Raw genomic sequence first — 4,710 nt, 5'->3', positions numbered from 1 at the left:
CAATGAGAAAGTTTAATTCTTCTTGCTTTTTCCAATCGGTCAACATTGAAGAAGTTTGAGCGTAGCCTACTCTTTCTTGCTTTTCGTACCAAGCTTGTGTTCTGAGATGGAGAGCTTTATTGTAAACCAATCTTACACAGCCCAAAGTGCGCCGCAATAGCGACTCTTGTTCTGGTGTTGGGTAAAATCGAAACGAATAGGCTTTTTCCATACCTCACGTTTTAGCATATATTTCGTAAACGATGCTCATATTTAACAGTAAAGCCGTCGTAGAACGACGGGGTTTCAGACCCAAATTTTCGATGAGTAGGTATTTGATCCTAGATTCTCTGTTCAGATCATACCGGAATCAGTGACCAAAATCAGTTATCAGTAATCAGTTATCAGTAAACAGTGATCAGTGAAAGGACAGCACTGTTAATGCTATTTCATCCTCCTCACTTAATACCCCTGACTAAAAACCCAGAGCTGATAACTGGTAACTGATCACTGATCACTGATTACTGACAGGCTGCGGTGGATGTGGAGAAATTTAGTCATTTCCTCCACTGCTAGAGGGCCACTGATGCGATTGCCTTGCATTCTCTCGCAACCTAATTCTTGCAGGATTTCTAATTGTTGTTGGGTTTCTACTCCCTTGGCGATCACTATTAAGTTAAAACTTTTCGCTATCGCCAACAATGACGAGATAAAACGGGTATCTTGGGGATTATTGCTCAGGTTTTTCGTTAAAGATTGCTCTATTTTCAGTTTTTTCACGGAAAATTGACCGAGATAGGCGATCGATGCGTAACCGCTGCCAAAATCATCAAGGGTGATACTAATACCCAATTCCTGCAAATCCCCAAGAATTCGACCAGTTTCGCTGCTATTTTCTAGTAAACTTGTTTCGGTTATTTCCATCTCCAGAAAGAAAGTCCCGATTTTGGTTTCAGTCAAGACTTCTTTGAGGATGGTGAGCAACTGGGGATCCCGCAATTGGTGCGGGGACAGATTGATCGAGATGGGAGTGTATAATAATCCTCGCTGCTGCCATATTTGTGCTTGTTGACAGGCATTTTTCAGTACCCAACGATTAAGCTCAAGGATTAACTCGCTTTCTTGGATTAAGGGTAAGAAACGATTAGGAGCGATTAATCCGAATTGAGGGTGTAACCAGCGCAATAATACCTCTAACCCTTCCACTTGTCCCTGAGTCATATTAACTTGCGGTTGATAGTAAAGAGCTAATTCATTATTTCTGATTGCCTGATAGAGAAAATATTCAACTTTAGAACTACGAGTATTTTTAGGGTGAACATTAACTGACTCTATCCTGGAGTTATTATTGTTGATATTATTCTTGACCGCTACTAAATTTTCCTCCAGTTTCTGTAAAATTATTTTTCTGTCTGTGCCGACGGGGGGACAGATAACTGAACCTAAATTTAATCGCACGGCTAGGGAGTGATTTTCGATTTCGTAATTATTTTCTAGGGTTTTAATAATTCTTTGACTAACTTTTTCCAGATCATTAGCATTATTAATTTGTGGCAGCAGGATAATAAATTCGTCCCCTCCCCAACGAGCGACTATATCCCCCGATCTCAAATTTTTTCTTAACCGTTCACTGACGATTTTTAAGAGCTTATCTCCCAGTCGATAACCTAGTCGATTATTGACATTTCTTAGCCGCTCTACATCCACTAATAACAGACCGAGCATTTGATTACTTTTCTGGGCATTATTAATAGCATTTGACAGATATTCATTAAAGAGAGAACGGTTAGGCAAATTCGTGAGAATATCTAGGAAAGATTCCTCTTGAGTCCTGTTATCAAAACTAATGGTCTGGGATGGGGAATGATGGAGAATTAGGGTACTTTTCGTGTGGAGGTTATCCTGGCTATAATTTGCTTCATTTTCCGTCAGATCCACTCGTAGCTGTCCTGAACTTTTAACCGGTGCTTGCTCTATTTTTTCTTGACTGGCTATTAAATGAAAACTGGCATTTATATCACAGCCAAAGTTAATTAAATCACCATCTTTTAATTCATGAACCAAGCATTTAGAGCCATTGACATAAATACCATTATGACTTTTATTCCCCTCTAAATCACCATCAAGAATCCAATAGGAAAAATTTTGGCGATCAATACTCTTTTTAATTAAAGTCGCATGATAGCGAGACGCGTATTTGGAGCGAAGAACAATTTGATTATCGGACTTACGGCCGAGAGAATATTTCATGTCTTCTAGGGTAATTGTTCTTCTCCCTTGAGGATCTTCCACAATGAGGAGATAACGGGAATTGGATGAACCATTAATCATTTTTTCGGTACCTCGACAAAATATAAGTTAATATGCTCCCTCAAAAAGTCATGGCTTATTCGTCTTTGACTTAATTTATTTTCTCAATAAAGTGTTGGGTGTGATTCGGAACAGTTCCTTAACGGCAATTGCGTCACATCTTCTGGTTTCAAGGCCTGAGTAACCCAAAATCTTTGTACTTGTTCAAATTCTGTACTAGGCCGATTATAGTCGATAACATGGCTAAATGCTCGGTTTTTGATGGTAAAGATTGGATAAAGGTTCGATCTTCAAGCTGTCGAGGGGATATTTATAAATATAACTTAAGAAGGAATAGTCAGCATCAAAATTATCTCAAACTAACTGTACCCCTAATTCCTTGGCTTAAAGCTGACCCCGCTTTTAGGGGGTCTTAACGAGTAATTTAGATAGTCAACAGCTTACCGACAATCAGCAATTATCAGTCATCCTTAAACTGGTACAAATGTATGAAAATCCCGTGTAAGCATCCCACTTGCTCCCGCTAATGCTTTCCAGCGTTTGGGGGGTAGAATCCCCCAAGAGTCAAAGATTAAGTGATAAAATCGGAAATAACAGCCAATTTTAGCTGAGGGTTTTCCAGGAAAAATCCCAACCTAGTAAATTTATACAAATGAGATGCAACCGATAGGAGTTCTCGCTATGGATAGCAATCGATTAATCGAAGAATTAAAAAATCCTGACTTTTATCCTCATTCTGTCAAAATTCCCGTTGAAATTATCCAAACCCATGCTTCAATTATCTTCTTGACAGGAGATTATGCCTATAAAGTCAAGAAACCAGTTAATTATAATTTTTTAGATTTCTCCACTTTAGAAAAGAGAAAGTATTATCTAGAACAGGAACTAGAGTTAAATAAAAAAGTCGCCGATAATATCTATCTAGAAGTTTTGTCAATTAATGATCAACAGGGTAGCATAAGTTTAAATGGAGAAGGAAAAGCGATCGAATACATTTTAAAAATGAATCAGTTTCCCCAAGAATGTTTACTGAGTAAAGTTTTTGAACGGGGAGAACTAACGGAAAAAGCTATAAAATCTTTGGCTGAAAAAGTGGCAGGATTTCATCGACAAGCTGTGACTAATTCCTATATTACTCAATTTGGCAATTTAGAAGTTATTAAACAAGCTTTTGATGAAAACTACCAACAAACCGAGAAATATATTAATTTTGTCCAAACCCAAAAACAATACGATGAAACGAAAGCTTATACAGATAAATTCTTCGCAGAACACGGAGATTGGTTAGAGGAAAGACAAATAAAAGGGATGATTCGCGAATGTCACGGAGACTTACATTTAAATAATATCTGTCACTGGCAGGGAGAAATACAATTATTTGATCGCATAGAATTTAATGAATCTTTTCGCTTCGTTGATGTCATGTATGATATTGCTTTTACAGCCATGGATTTAACCGCTAGGGGGAGAGAAGATTTCGCTAATTTATTGGTGAATACTTATTTAGAACAAACCGCCGACTGGGAGGGTTTAAAAGTCTTGCCTCTCTACCTGACTAGACAAGCGTATGTGAGGGCAAAAGTCAATAGTTTTCTGCTTGATGGTGACACTTTTTCTGAGAAAATTAAAGCAGATGCACAGGATTATTATCAATTAGCTTGGCAGTACACACAACCGCAGAAACCGAGATTAATTCTGATGTCGGGATTTTCTGCATCGGGTAAGAGTACCATAGGGAAAGTAATTGCTAAAAATCTTAATGCTATTCAGATTCGTTCCGATGCAGTTCGCAAACATTTGGCTGGAATTGACTTAAATCAAACAGGAAGTCTAGACATATATAGTCTCGAAATGAGTCAAAAAACCTTCGCTAGACTGGCGGAATTAGCCCGAATTTTAATAACTTTAGGTTATCCGGTTATTCTCGATGCACGCTACGATAAATATGCTTGGCGAGAACCCTTATTAACCTATGCCCAAAATTTACAGATTCCTTTTCATATTGTCCATTGTCACGCACCTATAGAAGTTTTAAAACAACGGATTGCCGCTAGAAAAGGCGATATTTCTGATGCTACTATCGAGGTTTTAAATGCCCAAATTGAGAAAACAGAACCTTTTAATGAAAGGGAACAACCCTATCTAATTTCCCTAGACACTACTAATCCCGATTGGCCAGAATTTTTAGAGAGTCAATTAGGTAAATAGGTTGAGATGAATCACCGATATAGCCATTCTTATAAAGCAGCAAGAAGGAGAAGCGATTATGGAAACTGTAGTGTTAAATATCGATGCAGTTAATCTGACCGATGAACAATTTTATCATCTCTGTCAGGCTAATCAAACATGGAATTTAGAACGTAATCAAAAAGGAGAATTATTAATTATGCCTCCCGTGGGTGGAAATAGTGGTAATCAGGA

3 protein-coding genes and 1 pseudogene are annotated in these 4,710 nt (G+C 38.0%); 2 read left to right on the top strand and 2 right to left on the bottom strand.

What is annotated here, in order from left to right; genetic code table 11:
* Both IQ242_RS17130 and IQ242_RS17125 read right to left on the bottom strand, forming a co-directional pair.
* A partial coding sequence (locus IQ242_RS17130) for a helix-turn-helix domain-containing protein (protein WP_193960801.1) occupies nt 1-211 on the bottom strand: 211 nt, incomplete at its 3' end.
* A 275-nt stretch (nt 212-486) separates the two neighbouring features.
* Nucleotides 487-2,310 carry an EAL domain-containing protein gene (locus tag IQ242_RS17125; protein WP_002768060.1) on the bottom strand — a complete coding sequence of 608 codons (1,824 nt, stop codon included), beginning with the start codon at nt 2,308-2,310 and terminating at the stop codon, nt 487-489.
* Nucleotides 2,311-2,970: 660 nt separating this feature from the next.
* On the opposite strand from IQ242_RS17125, the gene IQ242_RS17120 reads away from it, so the two are divergent.
* Complete coding sequence (locus IQ242_RS17120; protein WP_193960800.1) at nt 2,971-4,497, top strand: bifunctional aminoglycoside phosphotransferase/ATP-binding protein; 1,527 nt, start codon at nt 2,971-2,973, stop codon at nt 4,495-4,497.
* Nucleotides 4,498-4,555: 58 nt separating this feature from the next.
* A pseudogene (locus tag IQ242_RS17115) lies at nt 4,556-4,710 on the top strand (Uma2 family endonuclease); the annotation flags it as partial.

It is taken from the genome of Microcystis sp. LEGE 08355, from assembly GCF_015207185.1.
GTDB lineage: Bacteria > Cyanobacteriota > Cyanobacteriia > Cyanobacteriales > Microcystaceae > Microcystis > Microcystis panniformis.
The sequence above is the reverse complement of the archived record's forward strand: the minus strand, read 5'-3'. Positions and strand labels throughout refer to the sequence as shown.

Bases quoted from the DNA above. Each gene is read 5' to 3' on its own strand.
- IQ242_RS17125 (WP_002768060.1), bottom strand. From the start codon at position 2,310: ATGATTAATGGTTCATCCAATTCCCGTTATCTCCTCATTGTGGAAGAT.
- IQ242_RS17120 (WP_193960800.1), top strand. From the start codon at position 2,971: ATGGATAGCAATCGATTAATCGAAGAATTAAAAAATCCTGACTTTTAT.